This is a genomic window from Chthonobacter rhizosphaerae (genome assembly GCF_013839525.1).
Classification (GTDB): domain Bacteria; phylum Pseudomonadota; class Alphaproteobacteria; order Rhizobiales; family Pleomorphomonadaceae; genus Chthonobacter; species Chthonobacter rhizosphaerae.
Genome location: NZ_JACDIS010000007.1, coordinates 35,859 through 59,225 on the forward strand (window position 1 = coordinate 35,859; position 23,367 = coordinate 59,225).

General features: G+C 69.9%; 19 protein-coding genes. 9 read left to right on the plus strand and 10 right to left on the minus strand.

Features of this window, described 5'->3' with window-relative positions; all coding sequences use genetic code 11:
* Window positions 1-44: 44 nt before the first annotated feature.
* From HND91_RS13870 to HND91_RS13900, 7 genes are all read right to left on the minus strand, one after another.
* Window positions 45-1,253 carry an MFS transporter gene (locus HND91_RS13870; RefSeq protein ID WP_181707187.1) on the minus strand — a complete coding sequence of 403 codons (1,209 nt, stop codon included), beginning with the start codon at window positions 1,251-1,253 and terminating at the stop codon, window positions 45-47.
* A 95-nt stretch (window positions 1,254-1,348) separates the two neighbouring features.
* On the minus strand, window positions 1,349-1,645 hold the full coding sequence (locus tag HND91_RS13875) for a hypothetical protein (protein ID WP_181707188.1): 297 nt from the start codon (window positions 1,643-1,645) through the stop codon (window positions 1,349-1,351).
* Between the two features lie 126 nt (window positions 1,646-1,771).
* Window positions 1,772-2,845, minus strand: a complete 1,074-nt coding sequence (gene thiL, locus HND91_RS13880; RefSeq protein ID WP_343057342.1) for a thiamine-phosphate kinase — start codon at window positions 2,843-2,845, stop codon at window positions 1,772-1,774.
* Window positions 2,842-3,384: a transcription antitermination factor NusB gene (gene nusB / locus HND91_RS13885; protein ID WP_181707189.1), complete on the minus strand. Its 543-nt coding sequence runs from the start codon at window positions 3,382-3,384 to the stop codon at window positions 2,842-2,844. Before nusB ends, thiL begins: the two co-directional genes overlap by 4 nt.
* A gap of 5 nt (window positions 3,385-3,389) precedes the next feature.
* Complete coding sequence (gene ribH / locus HND91_RS13890; protein WP_181707190.1) at window positions 3,390-3,842, minus strand: 6,7-dimethyl-8-ribityllumazine synthase; 453 nt, start codon at window positions 3,840-3,842, stop codon at window positions 3,390-3,392.
* Between the two features lie 371 nt (window positions 3,843-4,213).
* Complete coding sequence (locus HND91_RS13895; protein WP_246329485.1) at window positions 4,214-4,933, minus strand: molecular chaperone DjiA; 720 nt, start codon at window positions 4,931-4,933, stop codon at window positions 4,214-4,216.
* Window positions 4,934-5,089: 156 nt separating this feature from the next.
* Window positions 5,090-5,590 (minus strand): SGNH/GDSL hydrolase family protein, encoded by a 501-nt coding sequence (locus HND91_RS13900; protein WP_181707191.1) that lies wholly within the window; start codon window positions 5,588-5,590, stop codon window positions 5,090-5,092.
* Between the two features lie 224 nt (window positions 5,591-5,814).
* On the opposite strand from HND91_RS13900, the gene HND91_RS13905 reads away from it, so the two are divergent.
* The 3 genes from HND91_RS13905 (at window position 5,815) to HND91_RS13915 (ending at window position 11,204) form a co-directional block, all read left to right on the plus strand.
* Window positions 5,815-6,729, plus strand: a complete 915-nt coding sequence (locus tag HND91_RS13905) for a DMT family transporter (RefSeq protein ID WP_181707192.1) — start codon at window positions 5,815-5,817, stop codon at window positions 6,727-6,729.
* Between the two features lie 59 nt (window positions 6,730-6,788).
* Window positions 6,789-10,433 (plus strand): hydantoinase B/oxoprolinase family protein, encoded by a 3,645-nt coding sequence (locus HND91_RS13910; RefSeq protein ID WP_181707193.1) that lies wholly within the window; start codon window positions 6,789-6,791, stop codon window positions 10,431-10,433.
* Between the two features lie 504 nt (window positions 10,434-10,937).
* Entirely contained in the window at window positions 10,938-11,204 is a 267-nt protein-coding gene (locus HND91_RS13915; protein WP_181707194.1) for a hypothetical protein, read from the plus strand.
* A gap of 812 nt (window positions 11,205-12,016) precedes the next feature.
* Here the strand turns inward: HND91_RS13915 and HND91_RS13920 are convergent.
* Window positions 12,017-13,564 carry a CYTH and CHAD domain-containing protein gene (locus HND91_RS13920; RefSeq protein ID WP_181707195.1) on the minus strand — a complete coding sequence of 516 codons (1,548 nt, stop codon included), beginning with the start codon at window positions 13,562-13,564 and terminating at the stop codon, window positions 12,017-12,019.
* A 172-nt stretch (window positions 13,565-13,736) separates the two neighbouring features.
* The gene (locus tag HND91_RS13925; RefSeq protein WP_181707196.1) at window positions 13,737-14,348 is read right to left on the minus strand and encodes a DedA family protein; all 612 of its coding nucleotides are present in this window, start codon (window positions 14,346-14,348) and stop codon (window positions 13,737-13,739) included.
* A 365-nt stretch (window positions 14,349-14,713) separates the two neighbouring features.
* Here HND91_RS13925 and HND91_RS13930 point away from each other — a divergent pair, with 365 nt between their 5' ends.
* The 6 genes from HND91_RS13930 (at window position 14,714) to HND91_RS13955 (ending at window position 21,234) form a co-directional block, all read left to right on the plus strand.
* Window positions 14,714-16,303, plus strand: coding sequence for an ABC transporter substrate-binding protein (locus tag HND91_RS13930; protein WP_181707197.1), 1,590 nt, complete (start codon window positions 14,714-14,716; stop codon window positions 16,301-16,303).
* 222 nt (window positions 16,304-16,525) lie between these two features.
* A complete protein-coding gene (locus HND91_RS13935) occupies window positions 16,526-17,536 on the plus strand; it encodes an ABC transporter permease subunit (RefSeq protein WP_181707198.1) in 1,011 nt (336 codons plus the stop codon).
* The gene (locus tag HND91_RS13940; RefSeq protein ID WP_181707199.1) at window positions 17,526-18,458 is read left to right on the plus strand and encodes an ABC transporter permease subunit; all 933 of its coding nucleotides are present in this window, start codon (window positions 17,526-17,528) and stop codon (window positions 18,456-18,458) included. The genes HND91_RS13935 and HND91_RS13940 overlap by 11 nt, the downstream gene beginning before the upstream one ends.
* An 8-nt stretch (window positions 18,459-18,466) precedes the next feature.
* Window positions 18,467-19,057, plus strand: coding sequence for a hypothetical protein (locus HND91_RS13945; protein ID WP_181707200.1), 591 nt, complete (start codon window positions 18,467-18,469; stop codon window positions 19,055-19,057).
* Between the two features lie 162 nt (window positions 19,058-19,219).
* Window positions 19,220-20,242, plus strand: coding sequence for an ABC transporter ATP-binding protein (locus tag HND91_RS13950; RefSeq protein ID WP_181707201.1), 1,023 nt, complete (start codon window positions 19,220-19,222; stop codon window positions 20,240-20,242).
* Entirely contained in the window at window positions 20,239-21,234 is a 996-nt protein-coding gene (locus HND91_RS13955) for a dipeptide ABC transporter ATP-binding protein (protein WP_181707202.1), read from the plus strand. Before HND91_RS13950 ends, HND91_RS13955 begins: the two co-directional genes overlap by 4 nt.
* A gap of 793 nt (window positions 21,235-22,027) precedes the next feature.
* On the opposite strand, the gene HND91_RS13960 is transcribed toward HND91_RS13955, so the two are convergent.
* Entirely contained in the window at window positions 22,028-23,290 is a 1,263-nt protein-coding gene (locus tag HND91_RS13960; RefSeq protein ID WP_181707203.1) for a coiled-coil domain-containing protein, read from the minus strand.
* Window positions 23,291-23,367: the final 77 nt, after the last annotated feature.

Consider the following 23,367-nt stretch of genomic DNA (forward strand, 5'->3'; position numbering starts at 1 on the left):
GGAGAACTCCGTCCCTCCGCCGAAATAGCGTGCAGGTCGGCAGTCTACGTACGCGGGACCTGGGCCGGGCGGCGCATTCCGTCCACGACGAGCAGCGCGAGGCAGACGGCGACCACCGGGAAGACGATCCAGTTCACCATTTCCCAGCCGCTGACCGCGAGAATCCGCCCGGACGAGAAGGACGCGGCGGCGACGCAGCCGAACAGAACCGCGTCGTTGAAGGCCTGGAGGCGGAAGGCCTCCTCCGGGCGGTAGAGTTCGGTCACCATGGCGGTGGCGCCGACGAAGCCGAAGTTCCAGCCGACGCCGAGGAGGACGAGCGCGGTGAAGAAGTGGCCGAGGCTGGTGCCCATCAGCCCGACCACGGCCGCGAGGGCGATGAGGAGCAGGCCGGCCGCCACCACCGGGGCCTTGCCGAACCGGGCGATGAGGCCGCCGGAGAAGAAGCTCGGCCCGTACATGGCGAGAACGTGCCACTGGATGGCATGCTGGGCGTCCGCATGGCCGTGGTGGTGGTCGATCATGGCGAGCGGGGTCGCCGTCATGACGAAGCTCATGAGGGCGAAGGACGCGACCGCGGCGGAGAGCGCCACCACGAAGCGCAGGTTGGCGACGATCCGGCCGATCGGGCGGCCGGCGGCCTTGAGCGAGAGGGGCGGCGGCGGCGGCACGTGGAGCCGGGTGAGGAGGAGCGCGGTGAGCACGAAGAGGCCCGCCATGATGACGAACGGCCCCGCGTAGGGGACGGCCGGCAGGAGGTCGAGACCATGGATGGACGCCTGCGGGCCGAGCACCGCGTTGACGATGCCGCCGACGAGCACCCAGCTGATCGCCTTCGGCTTGAAGGCGGGCTCGGCCGCGTCGGCGGCGGCGAACCGGTACTGCTGGTTGAACGCGTTGGCCGCGCCCATGGCCGCCATGGCGAGGCAGAAAAGCCAGAAGGACCCGGCCGCCACCGTGCCGGCGGCCGCGAGCGCGCCGAGGCAGCCGATGAGCGCGCCGGTGATGAAGCCGGCCCGCCGGCCGATCCGGCGCATGAGGAGCGCGGCCGGGATGGAGGCGATCGCGCCGCCGATGATGAAGGTGGAGACCGGCACCGTGGCGAGCGCCCGGTTCTCCGGCGCCAGCATGGCCGCGCCGACGAGGCCGCCGGTTCCGACCGCGATCGTGCCCACGGTGCCGCCGAGGGCGTTGGCCGCGGCGAGCAGGCGGGCGGCGGTCTTGGCTTCGGCGAGCGGCAGGGGGGCGGTCACGGGCGACTCCGGGAATGGGTCAGGCCGTGCCGTTCTAGCGCGTCCGGCGGAAAGGGGAACCACTTTCCGCCGGAAAGCGCATCGCGCAAACGCGATCAGTCGGGCTTGCGGCGGCCGATCGAGGTGGCGACCTCGCCGAAGGCCGGCAGGGGCGCGCCGTCGCGGCCGCGACCGACCACCGCCTTCATGTAGCGGACCGGGAAGCGGATCGCCTCGAGGTTGGCGTGGGAGATGTCGCCGGACCGCCGGCCGTCGGTCTCGATGGTCCGCTCGGCCTCGTCGAGGGCGGCGAGGAGATCCTCGGAGGAGAGGATCTCCTTCTTCTCCAGCGCCTGGATGAGCGCGGCCAAGACCGTGTAGATGCCCTCGAGCTGCAGATTGGCGGTGTTCATCAAGGCTTCTCCCGAAACGCCTGGCGGATCGGAGGGAAAACGCCCCGCGGCGGCGTTTTGATCCTGCCGCGGGCGGAGACGACTCTCAGAAATAACCTGATGTGCGAATGTGATACGCCAAGTGATTCAAAAGTGACGGAAACTGCCGTCGCCGAGGTCCATGGCCGCGCCGGACCGGTCGTTCACGCGGATCCCCTCCCCGGCCGTGACACGGCCGATGACGGTGGCCGGCACGCCGGCGGCGAGGCAGTCGGCCAGGAAGGCGTCCACCTGCATCTCCGGGATGGCGGCGGCGATCTCGTAGTCGTCGCCGCCCGTGAGCGCGGCGCGCAGAGCCGCGTCGTCGCCGGAGGCGGCGTCGTGGAGCGCGACGAACCGCCGGGCGGCGTCGGACAGCGGCACCTGGTCGGCGTCGATCTGGATGTGGGCCCGGGAGGCGGCGGCCATCTTGGCGAGGTCGCCGACGAGACCGTCCGACACGTCCATGGCGCCGGACGCGTGGGCGAGGACCGCCTCGGCGACCGCGGTGCGCGGCTGCGGCAGGAGATAGCGGTCGAGAAGGTGGGCGCGGTCGTCCTCGGAAAGGCCGAGGCGCCCGGCAAGTCCGGGGTCGAGACGGAGCTTCAGGCCGAGGGCGGCGTCGCCGATGGTGCCGGTGACCACCACGAGGTCGCCCGGACAGGCGCCGCCGCGCCGGACCATGCGGCCGGCCGGCACGGTGCCGATGGCCGTGACGGAGAGGACGAGGCGGTCCGGCGACTGGATGGTGTCGCCGCCGAAGAGCCGGATGCCGAACGCCTCCTGGTCGGCGGCGAGGCCTCGGCCGAAGGCGTCCATGTGGCCGACGGTCCAGTCCGCGGGCAGGCCGAGGCCGAGGAGGTAGCCGACGGGGGTGGCGCCCTTGGAGGCGAGGTCGGACAGGTTGACCCGGAGCGCCTTGCGGGCGACCGCGTCCCACGGGTCGGCCCGAAAGAAATGCACGTCGGCGGCGAGCGCGTCCTTGGTCAGGACAAGGTCGAAGCCGGGCGGCGGGGCGTAGCCGGCCGCGTCGTCCACGAGGCCGAGCGCCCCCTCCCCGGCGAGCGGGGCGAAGACGCGGGCGATAAGGTCGAACTCGCCGATGCGCGACGCCGGGGCGGCGTCGGCGGAAGCACGCGACGGGCCGCCGGAAGGATCGTCCGGGCGGCCGGAGCCGGTCACGGCGCGCTCCGCGCCTGGCCGGGGAACTCGTCCGGGCGCGCCAGATGGGCGATCCGGTCGAGCACGCCGTTGACGAGCTTGGGCTCGTCGTCGCTGAAGAAGGCGCGGGCGACATCGATGTACTCGGTGATGATCACCTTGCCGGGCACGTCCGGGCGCTTCAGGAGCTCGTAGGTGCCGCAACGCAGGATGGCCCGGAGCGTGGCGTCCACCCGCTTCAGCGGCCAGTCCTCCACGAGGGCGGTGTGGATCATGGGGTCGATCCGCCGCTGCTCGCCGACGACGCCGGAGACGATGTCGCGGAACCAGGCCGCGTCGGCCTGGCGATACTCCACGCCATCGATCTCCTTGCCGAGCCTGAAGGTCTCGAACTCGGTGACGACGGACACGATGTCCTCGCCGCCGATCTCCATCTGGTAGAGCGCCTGCACGGCCGCGAGCCGCGCCGCGCCGCGCTGGTTGGCGGGACGCGGCTCCGCCGAGCGGTGGCCGGCACCGCCCGGCGCGTTTCGCTTGTCCGTGCCGTCGGGAGTCGTCATGGGCCTCAAGATCCGAATTTCGTCCTGACTTCGATCATCGCAAGGGCGGCCTCCGCCGCGGCGGCGCCCTTGTTCTTGTCCGTGCGCCGGGCGCGGGCCCAGGCCTGATCGCCGTTCTCGACGGTCAGGATGCCGTTGCCGAGCGCAAGGCTCTCGCTGACCACCAGTTCCATCACGACGCGCGCCGACTCGTTGGCCACGATGTCGTAATGGGTCGTCTCGCCGCGGATGACGATGCCGAGGAGCACGTAGCCGTCGTATTCGACCGTGCCGTCCTCCACCGCGTCGAGCGCCATGGCGAGGGCGGCCGGGATCTCCAGAACGCCCGGGACAGAGATCCGATCCCAGGTCGCGCCACGGGCGGCGAGCGCCTCGGTGGCGCCGGCGAGCAGTTCGTCGGCAAGATCGTCGTAGAACCGCGCGTCGATGACGAGCAGATGCGGGGCCGCGTCGGCCATGGGCAGATCCTTTTTACATGCTGGTCGGCGGGAAAGACCACGGGACGGACGATTTGTCCAGGGGGATGGGGCGGGAGTGTGGACGGGCGGTCCGGCGCCAGCCATCGGGGAAAGGCGATGGGTGCTTCGGAAGGGGGGGTGGCGATGGGGAAGGAGGGATGTGGTTCGGAAGGACGGTGGCCGGCGGGCGCGCGGCGAAATGCGGGGGTGGTCCGCCTGCGCGGACCATGACGGGTGGAGGATGGGGCGGTCGGTCGGCGCGTGGCGGTCCGCCTTAGCGGACCATGACGGATGGAGGATGGGCGTCGGTCGGCGCGGGATGGGGCCGATCGAGGACGCCCCCCTATGCCGTCACGCCGAGGGTCATCGGGTTAGGCCGGCACGCCGCGGGTGATGAGGGTGTAGGCCTTGTTGAGGGAGGCCATGCGATCGGTGGCGAGGCGGATGCATTCGGCGGGGACGCCGCGGGCGACGAGACGGTCGGGGTGGTGTTCGGTCGCGAGCCGGCGGTAGGCGGTCTTGACCTCGTCCGGGGAGGACCCGCGGGGAATGCCGAGGACGAGATAGGGGTCGAAGTCGCCGACCCGCACGTGGCGGGCCTGGATGCGCACGAAGGTCTGCGGCGCCACCTGGAAGATCTCGGCGACCCGCTCCAGGAAGGCGAGCTCCCGGTCGTGGACGATGCCGTCGGCCTTGGCGATCACGAACAGGCCGTCGACGATGTCCTCCAGGAGCTGGGGCTCTTCGGCATGCAGCGCGAGGATCTTGTGAGCGTAGGCCTCGAAGCCGGCCACGTCCTGCTTGGCGAGGTTGAACAGGCGCGCGACGTTGCGCCGCTCGTCGTCGGGCACCTCGAACAGGCGCTTGACCACGGACACCTCGTCCTCCGTCACGACGCCGTCGGCCTTGGCCATCTTGGCCGAGAGCGCGATCATCGAAACGGTGAAGGCGACCTGCCGGCGCGCGTCCGCGCCGAGCGACGAGCGCACCGCCTCGACGATGCGGTCGAGGATCGGAGTGACGCTGTCCACGAGGGGAAGACGGGCGAGGACGTCGGAAAGGCGGGACCAGAGGCTCATGAGAGCGAACATTAGGGCATCCACGTCCACAGATCGAGGCATGGCTTGCCGTGTTGTCACGGCACGGCGAAAAACGTGCCATTGTTCGCGATGGAGGGGAAATCACGGGTCGGCTACCGGCGTGTGACCCGGGGACGCGGACGCAAGAGTTGATGAGGGCCGGGCGTGTCAGACGGTGATGTTCACGCCCTTGGACGGTTCGGCGGCCTTCGCGCCGCCGGTCGCGTCCGCGCCCTCGCTTCCGGCCGCATCGCCGGCCGGAGCGCCGCCGCCGAGGGCGCCGGGCAGGTCGATGTCGGCGGACGTTTCGGCGATGCTCTCGGTGAGCTCGCTGATCTTCTTCTGCTGCTCCTCCTTGTACCAATCGACCAGATTGGCCTGGGTGAGCATGGCCTCAAGAACCGGACCGGTGAACTTCTCGTGGTTGCGCTTCACGTAGTCGGAGAAGGCGCTGTCGTTGCTGCCGGCGGTGAGGAAGGCGGCGGCCCAGTCCGGGCCGGTCTGGGCCGGGCCCATGAAGAGGTCGGCGGCGGTCGCGCCGCTGGTGCCGCGCGTGCGCACCGCCTCGGCGGACCACTTGCCGGCGGTCCCGTAGAGCTTCGGCTGGTAGGACGGCGAGCGGAGGGGCTGATAGCCCGCCCGGTAGCCATAGGTCTTGCCGACCGCCATGGCGCACCTCTTCGGACATAAACGGTTAGCTATGTTTTCGCAGGACAGGGTTACCGAAATCGTAATCCGTCACCCGTCCCGACCCGCTTCGGTGCGACGGACGCCGGCGGGACGAAGGTGCTGTGCCGGGATGCGGGGTTTCCTTCCGACCGCGGACGGGCGATGGAAACATCCCTCTCCCGCGGACGCGGGCCGTTCCGCTGTCCCAACCGCCTTTGGTGATCATGTCCGACGCCGACGTTGCCACGCCGCCCGCCAGCCACCGCGACCTGATCGGCTTCGCGTTCGGCTTCGTGGGCATCGCCATCTTCGGCGGCACGCTGCCAATGACGCGGATCGCGGTCGCGACCTTCGACCCGTGGTTCGTGACCCTCGGCCGGGCCGGGATCGCGGCGCTCCTGGCGGCGAGCCTGCTCATGGTGCTCCGCCGCCGTCCACCGCCGCGGGCCGCCTGGCCGACGCTCGCCGGGGCGGCATTGATGGCGGTGATCGGCTTTCCGATCTTCTCCGCCTTGGCCATGACGACGGTGCCGGCCTCGCACGGGGGCGTGGTGCTCGGGCTCCTGCCGCTCGCCACATCGATGGCCGCGGTGGTGATCAACGGCGAGCGGCCGTCGGCGCTCTTCTGGGTGTGGAGCCTCGTCGGCGCCGGCCTGGTGCTCGCCTTCACGCTGCGGACGACGGACGCCTCCATGGGGGCGGGCGACATCTTCCTCGTCCTTTCGGTGGTGGCGGCCTCGACCGGGTACGCGTTGTTCGCCCGGGCGAGCCGCTGGGTGTCGGGCTGGGAGGCGATCTCGTGGGCGCTGGTGCTGATGGCGCCAGTGACAGTGACCGGATCGCTCGTTCTCTTCCGGCCAGACTATGCGGCGGCGCCGGGCGCAGCGGTCGGCGCCCTCCTCTATGTGGCGGTTTTCTCGGTCTTCATCGGCTTCTTCTTCTGGAACGCCGGCCTTGCCATCGGCGGCGTGGCGCGGGTCGGGCAGGTGCAGCTGCTGCAGACCTTCGTCACGCTCGCCATCTCGGCCGCCCTTCTCGGCGAGACGATCGACGCGACGACGCTCGGCTTTGCGGTCGCCGTCATGGCGGTGGTGCTGCTCGCGCGGCGTGCGGCGGTGGCGCGCCGCAGTGCGGCATGACGGTTGACCTCGGGGCCGGGGTCGTGTCGAGTTCAACCGGCAGGGTTAAGGATGGACGAATGAGCGACACCGGCCTGTGGGACTTCTGGATCGATCGCGGCGGCACGTTCACGGACATCGTGGCCCGCCGGCCGGACGGCTCGCTGGCGGCCAGGAAGCTGCTGTCGGTGAACCCGGAGGCCTATGCGGACGCCGCGATCCAGGGCATCCGTGACTTCCTGGGCGTGGCGGGCGACGCCCCCCTCCCCTCCGACCGGATCGGCGCGGTGAAGATGGGCACCACGGTGGCGACCAACGCGCTCCTGGAGCGCAAGGGCGCCAGGACGCTGCTGCTGATCACCAAGGGATTCCGGGACGCTCTGGAGATCGGCTACCAGGCGCGGCCGAACATCTTCGCCAAGCGGATCGTCAAGCCGGACCTCCTCTACGAGCGCGTGGTGGAGGTGGCCGAACGGGTGCGGGCGGACGGCACGGTGGAGGCGGAGCCGGACCTCGAGGCCGTGCGCGACGCGCTGCAGGCGGCGCTGGCGGACGGGATCGAGTCCGTCGCGATCGTGTTCATGCACGCCTACGCGTTCCCGGAGCACGAGGCCCGTGTGGCCGAGGTGGCGCGCGCGCTGGGCTTCCCGCAGGTGTCGGTGAGCCACGAGGTGTCGCCGCTGATGAAGCTGGTGGGGCGCGGCGACACCACGGTGGTGGACGCGTACCTGTCGCCGATCCTGAGGCGCTACGTGAACACGGTGGCGGGGGCGATCGGCGACGTGGGCCGCGACAGGGCGACGGGCGACGGGACCGGGCCGCGGCTCTTCTTCATGACGTCGGCGGGCGGGCTCACCTCCGCCGACCTGTTCCAGGGCAAGGACGCCATCCTCTCCGGCCCTGCGGGCGGCGTGGTGGGGGCGGTGGAGACGGCGCGGATCTCCGGCTTCTCCAAGGTGATCGGCTTCGACATGGGCGGCACGTCCACGGACGTATCGCACTACGACGGCGACTACGAGCGCGCGTTCGAGACCGAGGTGGCGGGCGTGCGCATGCGCGCACCGATGATGCGCATCCACACGGTGGCGGCGGGCGGCGGATCCATCCTGCACTATGACGGCGCGCGCTTCCGGGTGGGGCCGGATTCCGCCGGCGCCGACCCGGGGCCGATGAGCTACCGACGCGGCGGACCGCTGACGGTGACGGACGCCAACGTGATGGTCGGCAAGCTGGTGCCGGCCTTCTTCCCGGCCATCTTCGGGCCGGGCCGCGACCAGCCGCTGGACGCGGACGCGGTGCGCGCCGCCTTCACGGACCTCGCCGACCGGATCGGCGACGGGCGGACGCCCGAGGCGGTGGCGGACGGCTTCCTGGAGATCGCCGTCGCCAACATGGCGAACGCCATCAAGACGATCTCGGTGCAACGCGGCTACGACGTGACCGGCTACACTCTGACCACGTTCGGCGGCGCGGGCGGGCAGCACGCCTGCGCGGTGGCGGACGCGCTGGGCATGACGCGGGTGTTCGTGCACGCCTTCTCGGGCGTGCTCTCGGCCTACGGCATGGGGCTGGCGGCGATCCGGGCGAACCGGAGCCGGGCGGTCGGCAAGCCGTTCGTGGAGGAGACGCTGGGCGACCTGAAGGCGGCGATCGACCTGATCGCCACCGAGGCGGTGGACGAGCTGATCGGCCAGGGCGTACCGGCCGACTGCGTGGGCTGGCGGCCGGTGGTGCACCTGAAGTACGACGGGACCGACAGCCCGCTCGCCATCCCGTTCGCGGGCTTTTCCCGCGAGGACGCGGTGGCGGCGTTCGAGGCGGCGCACAGGGCGCGGTTCGGCTTCCTGTTCCCGGACCGGGCGATCGTCGTGGAGGCGGCGGAGGTGGAGGCGGCCGACGAGCGCCTCGGCCCCGCCCCCGAGCAGCCGAGCGACCTGACGGCCGACGCGCCGGAGCCGATCACCATCACGCGCTTCTTCTCCGGAGGGCGCTGGCGGACGGCGCCCGTGGTGACGCGCGAGCACCTGCGCCCCGGCCAGCAGGTGCCGGGCCCGGCGCTCCTGATCGAGCCGCATCAGACGATCTCGGTGGAGCCGGGCTGGCGGGCGGAGATCACCTCCCGCGACCACGTGGTGCTGACCCGGGTGGAGGCCATGGAGCGCGCCCGCCCGATCGGCACCACCGCCGACCCGGTGATGCTGGAGGTGTTCAACAACCTCTTCATGTCCATCGCCGAGCAGATGGGCGTGACGCTGCAGAACACCGCCTCGTCGGTGAACATCAAGGAGCGGCTGGACTTCTCCTGCGCGGTGTTCGACCGGGAGGGCCGGCTCGTCGCCAACGCGCCGCACATGCCGGTGCACCTCGGGTCCATGGACCGGTCGGTGGAGGCGGTGATCCGGGCGAACGGGGGAGACCTCAGGCCCGGCGACGTCTACGCGCTGAACGCGCCCTACAACGGCGGCACCCACCTGCCGGACATCACGGTGGTGACGCCGGTGTTCGACGACGCGGGCGAGACGCTGCTGTTCTACGTGGCGAGCCGCGGCCACCACGCGGACGTCGGCGGCGCGGCGCCCGGCTCCATGACGCCGCGCGCCACCACGGTGGACGAGGAAGGCGTGCTGATCGACAACTTCCTGCTGGTCGACGGCACCGACGGCCGGTTCCGGGAGCCGAAGCTGCGGGCCCTGCTGACCGACCACCCGCACCCGGTGCGCAACGTGGCGCAGAACGTGGCCGACCTGAAGGCGCAGATCGCCGCCAACGAGAAGGGCGTCGCCGAACTCCGCAAGATGGTGGCGCAGTTCTCGCTGCCGGTGGTCCAGGCCTACATGGGCCACGTGCAGGACAACGCCGAGGAGAGCGTGCGGCGCGTGATCGACCGGCTGTCGGATTCCGGCTTCCAGGTGGAGATGGACGACGGCGCGATCATCAAGGTGGCGATCCGGGTGGACCGGGAGGCGCGGTCCGCCACCGTGGACTTCACCGGCACCAGCGGCCAGCGGCGCACGAACTTCAACGCCCCGGAGCCGGTGACGCGCGCGGCGGTGCTCTACTGCTTCCGCGTGATGGTGGAGGACGACATTCCGATGAACGCGGGCTGCCTGCGGCCGATCGAGATCGTCGTGCCGGAGGGGTCCATGCTGAAGCCCCAGTGGCCGGCGGCCGTGGTGGCCGGCAACGTGGAGACCAGCCAGCACGTGACCGACTGCCTGTTCGGCGCCCTGAAGGCCATGGCGGCGGCGCAGGGCACCATGAACAACCTGACGTTCGGGGACGGGCGGTACCAGTATTACGAGACCATCTGCTCCGGCTCGCCGGCCGGGCCGGGCTTCGACGGCACCGACGGCGTGCACACGCACATGACCAACTCGCGCCTGACCGACCCGGAGGTTCTGGAGGCGCGCTTCCCGGTGCTCTTGGAGGATTTCCACATCCGCCGCGGCTCCGGCGGACGGGGCACCTGGTCGGCGGGCGGCGGCACGGAGCGGACCATCCGCTTCCTGGAGACGCTCTCCATGGCGATCCTCGCCTCGCACCGGCGGGTCGCCCCGCACGGCCTGGAGGGCGGGCATCCCGGCCAGGTGGGCGCGACCCTGGTGCGCCGCCTGGACGGCCGGGTGGAGACGCTGGCGAGCTCCGACGAGACGGTGGTCCGGGCCGGCGAGGCGGTGATCGTCCGCACGCCGACGGGCGGCGGCTACGGCCCGCCGCGAAGCTGACGGCGGGCGCGCGTCGGCGATCGTGCAAGGGTGGCGAGAGGGACGCGCGCGGGCGCCGGACGGCGCACGGCGCGCGCCTGCGCGCGGCCGGACGCGCGCGCTGACTCGCGCTCCGGCGACGGCGCGAGCCGACGGGCGGCGGCACCCTCCGATTCACGGTTCGTCAACCTGTCGGCACCCCGTTTCCCTGTCGGAATTGCGCGATTCTCCGGGTGCCGCCGATCGGGCCAAAGGTGCCGCGAATGAAAAGTCCGCCCTCGTTGCCTTTGCGCAACGGGTCGTCATTCCGGCGGGGGCCATCCGCAGAAATGCCACATGATTTTGGATGGGCTGACCGGTAAGGCGGAACTTGCTCTAATCGGTCCATGTTTTGTTTGTACTAACGGCGGAAAGACCGGATTTGGCCGGGAACATTCGCCACAGATTCGTCGCCATTAGGCGGAAAGGAAGCCGTCCGCCGTACGATGGCAGAGTTTCATCGTCGCGTACCGGGATGAAGACACAATGGACACGACCAAAGTTTTGATTGCCGAAGCCGTCAGCCGCTTTCCGCTGCAAACCACCACCGAATGGGCCAAGATCTCCGGCGGCCGGCCGCTGGAAATCGAGCGCATCGAAGCCGAGCCCAACTCCATCTCCACGGTGGACTGCCTGTTCGACAGCACCGCCAAGGTGGTGGTCAAGGGCACCGACACGGCCATCACGGCGCACGCCTTCGGCCGGTTCGACGGCCGCCGGGCGGAAGTCGAACGGTTCGTGTTCGCGGCCTGATCGTCCGCGCCTTCAGGCCGCCCGGACGGGTGGTCCGCGACGTCCGATCCGCACGCTCCCCCGCACAGCCGGTCCGAGACCGAGCGCGTTCGGGACGATCCGTTTGGGGATCGTCCTGCGTGAGGGGCGAAAGCCTGGAGTGAAAGCGCCGGCCGGACCGTTCGTGGTCCGGTCCGACGAGAGCATCGCCTCGGCCCGGCGCTTCGGCCGGTCCTCCCTGGCGGGCTTCGTGGACGAGGCCTCTTGGCCGCGTTCCGGTTCGTCTGAACCGGGCCGGGCACCGGGAGGGCGCGGCCGGGTTCGTCGTGATACGCCGCGGGGCGCCTCGGGGGCCGCCCCACCGTTCCAACTCCTGGTCAGGACGCCGTCAGAAGGCGCCGATGACGATTGCGCCGACGAACGCGAAGGCGGCGCACAGGATCAGTACGTCGAGGCTTCTGGTCACGCTCATGGCTGCCGGACTCCTCTATGTCATAGTCACTCGACCAAACTAGTCTGGATTTCCGGGTCCGCAAGCAAAAACGTTTGTGCGGCGCGAGATCGAAACGCGAACAGATTTTTACCAGACACTTAATTTTAACCATAATTCAGGCACTTAGAGGCCGGAAGCGGCCATTTCGCGCACTTTTCGACCGCAAACAAGGCGAAATTTGAAACGGATTTCCGGACCGTTGAGCATCCGATCAAGCTGTCCCGACAGGGTGCGTGTCGCCGTCCGGACGACCGCCTCCGCTGCCCCGCGGGCGGATCGTCGGGCGTGAGCCGACCGGTCTCGGCGGGAGGCCGCGCGTCCTGCCGATCGGGCTGGCGCGTCAGATCGGGACGTCGCCGAGGGCGACGACAGGCTTGGCCTCGGCCCAGGCGGCGTCGGCCCGGGCCTGGTGCCAACCGAGGCAGAAGCCGACAGTGCGCTCCAAGCCGGCGGCGTCCTTGCGCTTGCGGACGGCCGGATCGGCGTGGATCAGGGTCGGCAGACCCTCGGCCATGCGGACGTCGTTGAGATAGCCCAGGATCTCCTGCGCGCGCTTGACGTCGCGCAGCATGCGCTTCTCGTCCTTGCGGTCCACGAGGCCGGCGAAGAAGTCGAGCGTGTAGCGCAGCTTCTTGAACGCCTTGCGGAGGTCGTGCCGCTCCTCGCCGTCAAGCTCGTCGACCCGCCGGCCCATGCGGGCCACCTTGCCCCAGCGCCTGACGATGGCGGTCTTGGCGAAGGAGGCGACCGGCGCCGACAGGGCGGCCGTCTGGTTGAGGTCGGAGAAGGACAGCCAGCCGCGCCCCTCGGTGTAGGCGGCGAGGTCGATCAGGAAGCCGCCGACCCGGTCGCTGGCGAGGGTGGAGACCACCGTCTGGCGGATGCGGACGCGACGCTCCTTCAGGACGGAGACGAGCCCGGAGACGTCGATGTGGGCGCCGCAGGGCTCGACGATCTCGTCGATGAGGACGTCGACGTCGCGGAGGTCGCCGACCACCTGGCCGAGCCACTTCACCTCCTCGTTGAGCCGAGCGGCGCTGACCGGGTCGATCACCGAGCGGAACACCAGGAGGGCGCTGCGCAGGCGCCGGAGGCCGACGCGGAGCTGGTGCGGGCCTTCCGCGTCGTCGCTCGTCTGGACGGCGACGGCGTTGGCGGCGATCTGGGCGAGGCAGGACCGCAGCACCGCCCGGAGCGCCTCCTCGACCGTGCCGTCCGGATCGAGCACCGGCTCCACGGCCTTCACCGGCGACCATGTGGCGCCGCCGTCGCCGGCCTTGAGGCGGAAGCCGCGATCGGCCTTGGTGTCGCGGGAGAAACGGATCGGGACGCCCGCGAGCGCCTGCTTGGCGACGGCGAACAGGGAGCGGGGATCGCCGCTCTTCAGCTCGAACTCGGCCTCCAGGATGTCGGCGCGGTCGGCCCCGGACACGGCGGCGCCGTCATCGAGCACATATTCGATCTCGTCGCCGGCCCGGGTGACGAGGATGCGCGACGTCCGCCGGACCTCGATGGAGAAGGCCGGCTCGAGCGGCGCGCCGTTGAGGCGCCCCGCCACGAGCGCGCGCACCTCCGGGTCCGGGATGAGCGCCACGTCGGGCGTGTCGGTGTCGATGTCGACCGAACATTCGGTGCGGGAGGACAGCGCCAGGCCCGGCTCGCCGCCGGCCTTGACGGTCTGTTCGAAGGCGCCGTTCCTGCGGCGGACCCTGAGGGAGATCTTGGCGGCCTTCAGGTCGCCGTCCGGCGTATCCCAGTAGGTGGTGACGAGGTCGGCCACCTCGGTCGTGCCGACCACCAGATCCTCGATGCCGGTGCCGGCCGACAGGCGGGCGAGATCGGCGCGCGTCAACTGAAACTTCAGCTCGGCCTCGACGGTCGATGTCATGAGTGCCCCCTGACGCTCGCTTTCGTTCACGAGCAACGCACTTAGTGCTACCGCACCTGTCCGTAAGGTCAATCCCGCTGCTCTCGCGAACCGGTCCGACGGCCGCCCGCGGAGGCTGCGCCGACCCGGTCGGGCGCGGCGGCCGGACGGTCGCCGCGCTCCGGCGGAGCGATCACTTTTCGGCCGCGGCCCGCGGCTTGTAGGTGACGAGACGGTAGAGATAGGCGAGCACGATGACGGCGACCACCACCTTGGACGCGGGATCCAGATAGGCCTCGACCGTCTCGTACTGGCTTTCCAGGAGATAGCCGGCCATGGCCAGGATCGTGGTCCAGGCGGCGGTGCCGAGCGTGGTCCAGAAGGTGAAGGACCAGAACGGCATGCCGGCGATGCCGGCCGGGACCGAGATCAGCGTGCGGACGGTGGGCACCAGGCGGCCGAGGAAGACGGCCCAGCTCGCCTTCCAGCGGAACCACTCGCGGGCCTTCTCCAGGTCGTCGTGGCTCATGGTGAGGACGCGGCCGAACCGGTCGATCGCCCATTCCACCTTGCGGACGCCGAGCCAGACGCCGACCCAGTACCAGAAGAGCGCGCCGGCCAGCGAGCCGATCGTTCCCGACAGGATCACGAGGGCGATGTTGAGGTCGCCCCGGGCGGCCGCGAAGCCGGCCAGCGGCATGATCACCTCGGACGGGATGGGCGGAAACACGTTTTCCAGGAACATCAGGAAGGCGACGCCGAGATAGCCACCCTGCTGGACGAAACCGACGACCCACTCGAACATCACACCTCCTCGATGGCACACCCGGCATGCTGCGCCGCACGCCGCCTCCTCTTTGCCAGAGCGGGGCGCGAAGGGAAAGCCATCCGCCGAATCGAGCGGTCCTGATGCGCGGCGGCGCCCGCCGCAGGCTCGCCCGGCGGAACCCGCGCGGACGCTGCGTCAACCCGCGGTCATTGCCCGAACGCAAGGCAAATATGTCTGAATGTTTCGAGGAGACATGGAAAAAAGTACCGGAAAGGCCATTGCAATCGGCCGTTTTGTCCGCTCCGATACGGCTCGCGCGGCGGCGTCATAACCAAGCAAAACGATGTCGCCGCGGACGCGTCTTGCCGGTCCGGGGGGCCGGCTCAGGGGAGTGCGCACTCATGACTTTTGCGACCCGCCTTCTGGCGGCAACGATCCTCGCGGCTGGCCTCAGCACCGCCGCGAACGCCAAGACCCTCGTCTATTGCTCCGAGGGCAGCCCCGAAAACTTCACGCCGGCCCTGAACACCACCGGCACCAGCTTCGACGCGGCCCGGCCGGTCTACAACCAGCTCGTCGAGTTCGCCCGCGGCACCACCGAGGTGTCGCCCGGCCTCGCCGAGAGCTGGACCGTCTCGGACGACGGCCTGACCATCACGTTCAAGCTGCGCTCGGGCGTGAAATTCCACTCCACCAAGGAGTTCACCCCGTCGCGCGACTTTAACGCCGACGACGTGCTGTTCTCGTTCAACCGGCAGGGCGACCCGAACCACCCGTATCACAAGATCTCCGGCGGCGCGTACGACTACTACAACGACATGGGCATGCCGGACCTGATCGCCTCCCTGGAGAAGGTGGACGATCTCACCATCAAGATGGTGCTGAAGGAGCCGAACGCCCCGATCCTGGCCAACCTCGCCATGGACTTCGGCACGATCCACTCGGCCGAATACGCCGACTTTCTGCTGAAGGCCGGCAAGCCGGAGGAGTTCGACCAGGTTCCGGTGGGCACCGGTCCGTTCTCCTTCGTGGGCTACCAGAAGGACGCCGTGATCCGCTACCGGGCCTTCCCGGACCACTGGGCCGGCGCGGCCCCGCTCGACGGCCTGGTGTTCGCCATCACGCCGGACGCCACCGCCCGCTACGCCAAGCTGCAGAAGGGCGAGTGCCACGTGATGTTCGGCCCGAACCCGGCCGACCTCGCGGCGATGAAGGAAGACCAGAACATCAACCTGATGAGCCAGCCGGGCCTCAACATCGCCTACCTGTCGATGAACGTGGAGAAGCCGCCCTTCGACAAGAAGGAAGTGCGCCAGGCCGTCAACATGGCCATCGACAAGGCGGCGCTGATCAAGGACGTGTACCAGGGCGCCGGCCAGGCGGCCACGAACCCGATCCCGCCGACCATCTGGTCGTACAACGACGCGGTGCAGGACTACGAGTACAACCCGGACAAGGCCAAGGAGATGCTGGCCGCCGCCGGCGTGACCACCCCGATGGAGGTGGACCTCTGGTACATGCCGGTGCAGCGCCCGTACAACCCGAACGCCCGCCGCATCGCCGAGATGATGCAGGCGGACCTCGCCAAGGTGGGCCTCAACGCCAAGCTCGTCACCTACGAGTGGGGCGAGTACCGCAAGCGCCTGCAGGCCGGCGAGCACATGCTGGGCCAGCTGGGCTGGACCGGCGACAACGGCGACCCGGACAACTTCTTCTTCCTGCTCGGCTGCGCGGCGGCCCGCGAGGGCGGCCAGAACCTCTCCAAGTGGTGCAACAAGGACTTCGACGACCGGCTTCTGCAGGCGCGCAAGCTGACCGACAAGGCCGAGCGCACCAAGCTCTACGAGGAGATGCAGGTCATCGCCAAGGAGGAGGCGCCCTGGGTGACCATCGCGCACTCGGTGGTGTACGAGCCGACCCGCAAGGAAGTGAAGGACTACAAGATCTCGCCGTTCGGCCGGCACGAGTTCTACGGCGTCTCGATCGAGTGACGCCGTCCCCGATCTGACGACAGGCGTGGGCGGGTCTGCGATCCGCCCACGCGTCCTTCCGGCCGCCCAGCCGACGCCTTCGTTTGACCGGAACGGCCGGCGGCGCTATCGACAGCCGCGCCCCGCTCCGCCTCGACGCCTGCGGCCGACCATCCGGCCGGAGCCGCCACCCATTCGGACCCGGACCGGCCCCCTCGCCCGTCCGTCCGACAAGGACGCCCGATGCTCGCCCACTTCGTCCGTCGGCTCCTGCTGACGATCCCGACCATCTTCGCGCTGATGTTCCTCACCTTCGTGGCCATCCGGCTGGTGCCGGGCGACCCGGTGGAGGTGCGCACCGGCGAGCGCGGCATCTCGCCGGAGCGGCTGGAGGAATTCCGCCAGCAGCTGGGGCTGGACCAGCCGATCGTGGTGCAGTTCTTCGACTATGTGCGCGACCTCTTCTCCGGCGACTTCGGCACGTCCATCATCAGCCACCGCCCGGTGATCGAGGAATTCGCCACCCTGTTCCCGGCGACGCTGGAGCTCTCCTTCTTCGCCATGGTGTTCGCCGTGCTGTTCGGCGTTCCGATGGGCGTGATCGCCGCCCTGAAGCGGGGCAGCGTGGTGGACCATTCGCTGATGGGCGTCGCCCTCTTCGGCTATTCGATGCCGATCTTCTGGTGGGGCCTGCTGCTGGTCCTCTTCTTCTCGGTGACGCTGGACCTGACGCCGGTTTCCGGCCGCATCGACCTCCTCTACTTCTTCGAGCCCGTGACCGGCTTCATGGTGATCGACGCATGGCTGTCAGGCGAGGAGGGCGCGGTGTCGTCGGCGCTCTCGCACCTGGTGCTGCCGGCGGTCGTGCTCGGCACTATCCCGCTCGCCGCCATCGCCCGGATGACGCGCTCCGCCATGCTGGAGGTGCTGGGCGAGGACTATGTGCGGACCGCCCGCGCCAAGGGCCTGTCGCCGTTCCGGGTGGTGGGCCTGCACGCGCTCCGGAACGCCCTCATCCCGGTGGTGACCACCATCGGCCTCCAGGGCGGCACGCTTCTCGCCGGCGCGGTGCTGACCGAGACCATCTTCGCCTGGCCGGGGATCGGCAAGTGGCTGATCGAGAGCATCGCCCGGCGCGACTATCCGGCGCTGCAGGGCGGCGTGCTCCTCGTCTCCACCCTCCTCGTGTTCGTCAACCTCGGCGTCGACCTGCTGAACGCCGCCGTCAATCCGAGGATCCGTCATGCCCGCTGATCCCGCCGTCGTCTCCGCGGCGCCCGAGACGGGGATCGTCCTCGCCCCGTCGGGCACGCCGCCCCATCCGCTCCGGGCGTTCTGGAAGCACTTCGCCGAGAACCGCGGCGCGGTCGCGAGCCTCGGCGTGGTGGTGGCGCTAATCGTGGTGGCCGTTCTGGCGCCGGTGTTCGCGCCGCACGACCCCTACGAGCAGTTCCGCCAGTTCGTGCTGACCCCGCCCGCCTGGGTGGAGGGCGGATCGTGGGACTTCGTGCTCGGCACCGACGAGGTGGGGCGCGACATCCTCAGCCGCCTGATCTACGGCGCGCGCTACTCGCTCTTCATCGGCTTCTCGGTGGTGGCGGTGTCGCTGGTGCTCGGCATCGTGCTCGGCGTGACCGCCGCCTTCTTCGGCGGCTTCTACGAGATCATGGTCGAGCGCCTGATGGACCTGATCATGTCGGTGCCGAGCCTGGTGCTCTGCATCGTCATCGTGGCGATCATCGGCCCGTCGCTGACCAACACCATCATCGCGGTCACCATCGTCTACCTGCCGCGCTACGTGCGCCTGATCCGGGCGACCGCGAAGGCGGAGAAGATCAAGCCCTACGTGACGGCCGCGCGGGTGATCGGCGCCTCGCGCTTCCGGGTGATGTTCGTGACCGTGCTGCCGAACTGCCTGGCGCCGATCCTGGTGCAGGCGGCGCTCGGCGTGTCGGACGCCATCCTGGAGGCGGCGGCGCTCGGCTTCCTCGGCCTCGGCGCCCAGCCGCCGACGCCGGAGTGGGGCTCCATGCTGGCCTCGGCGCGCGAGTTCATCCTCAGGGCCTGGTGGGTGGTGACCTTCCCGGGCCTCGCGATCCTGATCACCGTGCTCGCCATCAATCTCCTGGGCGACGGGCTGCGGGACGCGCTGGACCCCAAATTGAAGCGGAGCTGAGGAGAGCCATGGAGCCGGCGCTGGTCGGCCTCATCGGCGCGATCCTCGGGATTCTCCTGTCGAACCTGATTTCGCGCCTGATCGAGCAGCGCCGCCGGTACGAGAAGATGCTGGACATCGTGACCGCCCTCCACGCCGAGATCATCGCCGGGCGAGACACCGCCGCCCTGCAGACGGCGGACGCGGAGGTGCATTATGTGACGGAGAATGAAACGCCGTTCGGGCCGGCGGACGACACCGACTTCGTGTTCGCATCGATCAAGGAGGACCTGACGATCCTGCCGATCGAGGTGATCCACGAGATTGTGGACTACTACAAGCTCTCGGCACAGTCGATCATCTACACGGAGAACCTGAACCACCCCATGTTCCAGGCCCAATCTCCGGAGGAGAAACGAAAATACCTGTCCAACCTCATAGCGCTTCTTCAGCAGCTGGAGGCGGCGGCAGTGGTGGCCTATACGGCCCTGGAGGATTTCGGGGCGGCGAACGGCCTGAAGCTGGCCCAAAAGCGGATCGCCGCGGAACGGCGGCGTTCAGAGCAGTCAAACCAGCGGGCGAATGGGACGGCTCATGATCAGACCTCCACGCGTTCCTGATGAGCCACATATAGTGGATCGGACCGGCAAAGCGAAGAGCCGACGAGCGTTTCGCCATCGAAGACGGACCGGCGAGGGCGCCAGGGGCCGATGACGGACCGGCCCCTCAGAACGGCAGCGATCAAACAGATCCATGGGATCGGACTACAAAGCGAAGGCGCCATGCCACTCCTCGACATCCAGAACCTTTCGGTCGACTTCAAGACCGCCAACGGGCAGTTCCGGGCCGTCGACTCCGTGTCGATGACCGTGGACGCGGGCGAGATCGTCTCCATCGTGGGCGAGTCCGGGTCGGGCAAGTCGGTTTCCATGCTGGCGCTGATGGGCCTCCTGCCCTGGACCGCCACCATCACGGCCGACCGGATGAGCTTCGACGGCCACGACCTGCGCGGCCTCTCGGCGCGACAGCGGCGGCGGATCGTCGGCAAGGACATGGCGATGATCTTCCAGGAGCCCATGTCGAGCCTCAACCCGTGCTTCACGGTGGGCTTCCAGATCGGCGAGGCTCTGAAGGTGCACCTGAAGCTCGACCGGGCGGCGCGCAAGCGCCGGGTGATCGAGCTTCTGGAGCTGGTCGGGATTCCCTCGGCGGCGGACCGGGTGAACGCCTTCCCGCACCAGCTGTCCGGCGGCATGAGCCAGCGCGTGATGATCGCCATGGCGATCGCCTGCCGGCCGAAGCTCCTGATCGCGGACGAGCCGACCACGGCCCTCGACGTGACCATCCAGGCGCAGATCCTGGAACTGCTGGTCTCGCTCCAGAAGGAGACCGGCATGGGCCTCGTGCTGATCACCCACGACATGGGCGTGGTGGCCGAGACGGCGCACCGGGTGTCGGTGCAGTACGCCGGCCAGAAGGTGGAGGAGCAGCCGGTGGCGGGCCTCTTCGCCGACCCGCACCATCCCTATACGGCCGCTCTGCTGGCGGCGCTGCCGGAGCGGGCGACCACGCGCCGCCTGCCCTCCATCCCGGGCGTGGTGCCCGGCCAGTTCGACCGGCCGGTGGGCTGCCTGTTCTCGCCGCGCTGCCGCTTCGCCACCAAGCGCTGCGTGGAGAAGGTGCCGCCGGTGCAGGGCAAGGCGGCCGGCTTCGCGCTCTGCCACTATCCGCTGGCGAACGGCAAGCCGGTGGGCCATCCGGGCCCGGGCGCCGTGCTCCATCCCGAACTCCTGGAGGTCGCATGACCGTCCCCGTGAAGCCCGCCGAGGTGGTGCTCGCCGCCGAGGGGCTGGCGCGCCACTACGAGCTCTCCCGCGGGCTGTTCGCCAAACCGGCCATCGTGCGGGCGCTCGCCGAGGCGTCGTTCGAGCTGAAGGCCGGCCGAACGCTCGCGGTCGTCGGCGAGAGCGGCTGCGGCAAGTCCACCCTCGCCCGGGTGGTCACCATGATCGAGGAGCCGACCGCCGGTCGCCTGCTGGTGGACGGGCGCGCGGTGGACGGCCGGTCGGCGGCCGACGCCCGGCACCTGCGCCAGTCGGTGCAGATCGTGTTCCAGGACCCCTACGGCTCGCTGAACCCGCGCCAGACGATCGGGGCCATCCTGGAGGAGCCGCTCTATGTGAACACGCGCGACGACGCGGCGACCCGGCGGGCGAAGGCGCAGGCGATGATGCGGCGCGTGGGCCTGCGGCCGGAGCACTACGACCGCTATCCGCACATGTTCTCCGGCGGCCAGCGCCAGCGCATCGCCATCGCGCGCGCCCTGATGCTGAACCCGAAGATCCTGGTGCTGGACGAGCCGGTTTCGGCGCTCGATGTGTCGATCCAGGCGCAGGTGCTGAACCTCCTGATGGACCTGCAGGAGGAGATGGGCCTCGCCTACCTGTTCATCAGCCACGATCTCAGCGTGGTTCGGCACATCGCCGACGACGTGATGGTGATGTACCTCGGCCGGCCGGTGGAATACGGCCCGCGCGAGCGGATCTTCGCCGACCCGCAGCATCCCTACACCCGCGCGCTGCTGTCGGCGACGCCGACCACGGACGCGGGCGGCAAGAAGGAGCGCATCCGCCTGAAGGGCGAACTGCCCTCCCCGCTGCGCCCGCCCACCGGCTGCGCCTTCCACCCGCGCTGCCCCTTCGCCTACGAGCCTTGCCCGGTGAACCGCCCGGACCTGGCGGTGCCTGGCAGCGATCTGCTCGTGGCCTGCCACGCGGTGCGGGAAGGACGGATCTGAGGGGGGTGGGACGGTTGGGGTGGCGGCGGGACGGTTAGGGGTGGCGGTGGCACCCCCCTCTCCCGCTCTCCCCCTCAAGGGGGGAGAGGGCTCGTCGAGGTTCGGGGGATCTATCCGCCGTCGTGAGCCCTACCCGCCGTCGTGAGTCCGACCCGCCGTCGTGAGTCCGACCCGCCGTCGTGAGTCCGACCCGCCGTCGTGGCCCTCTCCGCCTCCGTGAGCCCTCCCCCCTTGCGGGGGAGGGTTGGGTGGGGGGTGGGGGCGGGACGGACGGGTGGCGGTGGCACCCCCCTCTCCCACTCTCCCCCTCAAGGGGGGAGAGGGCTCGTCGAGGTTCGGGGGATCTATCCGCCGTCGTGAGTCCTACCCGCCGTCGTGAGTCCGACCCGCCGTCGTGAGTCCTCTCCGCCATCGTGGCCCTCTCCGCCTCCGTGAGCCCTCCCCCCTTGCGGGGGAGGGTTGGGTGGGGGGTGGGGGCGGGGCGGACGGGTGGCGGTGGCACCCCCCTCTCCCACTCTCCCCCTCAAGGGGGGAGAGGGCTCGTCGAGGTTCGGGGGATCTGTCCGCCGTCGTGAGTCCTACCCGCCGTCGTGAGTCCTAACCCGCCGTCGTGAGTCCGACCCGCCGTCGTGAGAGGTCGGGGGGATCCGGAGGGGGTTGGGTGGCGGCGAGGCGGTTCGGCGCTCATGTGGGCGACGAGCGGGGGGCCTCAACGGCGAACGGCGGCTCGGGGGCCGCCGTTCTCGGGATGCGGTGGATTTCAGCCGAGCGGCGTCTCGCCGCCTGATGTTTTTTACTGCGTGGCGACGGGGGTCGCCTGGGTGCTGAGGAAGTCGCTCAGGGCCTTCAGGCGCTCGGCCGCGATGGTGGCGGTCTCGGTCATCTCGTCGAGGCGACGGTCCTCGATGGCCATCTTGCGGGTGAGCTCCATGGCGTCCGCCTCCAGGGCGCTGCTGCGGGCGGTCAGCTTGGCGATCTGCTGCTCGCGGGCGCCGACGGCGGCGATGAGCGGAACCAGCTGGTTGTTGACGCGGACGAGGTCGCGCGACTTGGCGGCGGCCTCCCCGTCTAGGGCGACGATCTCGGCGCCGAGCGCCTTCTTCTGGCTCTCGGACGACAGGATCGCGCGGTTCAGCGCCTCGGCTTCCGTCTCGATGGCGGCGAGCCGGGTGGCCGCCTTGTCCACCTGGCCCTGGCGGGCGTTGGCGGCGGCGGCGGTGGAGACCAGACGGTTCTCGGTGCGGGTGACCTCGCGGGCGATCTCGGCCGTCTCGGCCAGCATGCGGTCCTTGTTGGCGGCCCAGAGATCGGCCTCGCGCAGGCGGTCGGACGCGGCGTTCACCTTGGTGATCAGGGTGCCGAGCTGCCGATCGCGGAAGCCCGCCGCGGCCTCGAGGGACACGAGGCGGTTCTCGGTGCGGATGGTATCGCGCTTCAGCGTTTCGCGCTCGGCGAGATACTGGTTCATGGACGCCTGGAAGCGGCGGAGCTCGTCAAGCTCGCGGGACTGGGCGTTCGCCTTCGCCGAGAGAGCGGCGAGTTGCTTCTCGCGGGCGCCCACGGCGGCGGTCAGCGACACGAGGGCGTTCTCGCTGCGGATGATGGTGCGGTCGAGGCCCTGCTTCTCGATCGCGGCGGTGACGATGGCCTGGTCGGCGGCGGCCTTGGCCTTGGCGGCATCGGCCGCGATGGTCTCGGCCCGCTCCTGCGCGGCGACGGCCTTGGCGAGATGCTGTTCGCGGGCCGCGAGGGCGGCCGCGCGGGCGACGAGCGCGCTCTCCACCCGGTTGAGGTCGCGGCGGCGCTCGGCGAGCGTGGCGGTGAGCCGGTCCGGCTCGATGCCGACGAGGCCCGCCTCGGCGAGCTGGCTCTCGTAGGTGGCGATGTCGGAGCCGCGGCTGACCGCGAGCGACCAGCCGACCACCGCGAGCGCGAGCGTCACGCCCAGCGCGACACGCATCGCCGTGGACGAGCCGCCCACGAACTGGCTGTAGTTGGAGGACAGGAAACCGGGCGCCTGGCCGGCTGCGGACGCAATAATCTTCTGGACATCCATAGGACGGAGCCCCCCTTCGAGAATCTGGCTCGACGCAATCTCAAATCGTTATCGGCCTTCAGCCTCGCGCGAGCATT